General features: G+C 51.0%; 2 tRNA genes. Both read right to left on the reverse strand.

The annotated features are described in order from the left end of the window. Position 1: 1 nt before the first annotated feature. A tRNA-Ile gene (locus AX663_RS00605) sits at positions 2-75 on the reverse strand. 32 nt (positions 76-107) lie between these two features. After that, positions 108-178, reverse strand: a tRNA-Gly gene (locus AX663_RS00610). Positions 179-239: the final 61 nt, after the last annotated feature.

Below are 239 nucleotides of genomic sequence, written 5' to 3' on the forward strand. Positions count from 1 at the left end.
ATGGGCACGAGTGGAATCGAACCACCGACCTCACGCTTATCAGGCGTGCGCTCTAACCATCTGAGCTACGCGCCCAAGCTAATGCTTGGTTATTTGTTTCCAAATAAAGCGGGTGACGAGAATCGAACTCGCGACAACAGCTTGGAAGGCTGTAGTTTTACCACTAAACTACACCCGCTTAACAAAATGGCGCGAGACGGAATCGAACCGCCGACACATGGAGCTTCAATCCATTGCTC

Source organism: Streptococcus sp. CCH8-H5 (genome assembly GCF_001556505.1).
GTDB lineage: Bacteria > Bacillota > Bacilli > Lactobacillales > Streptococcaceae > Streptococcus.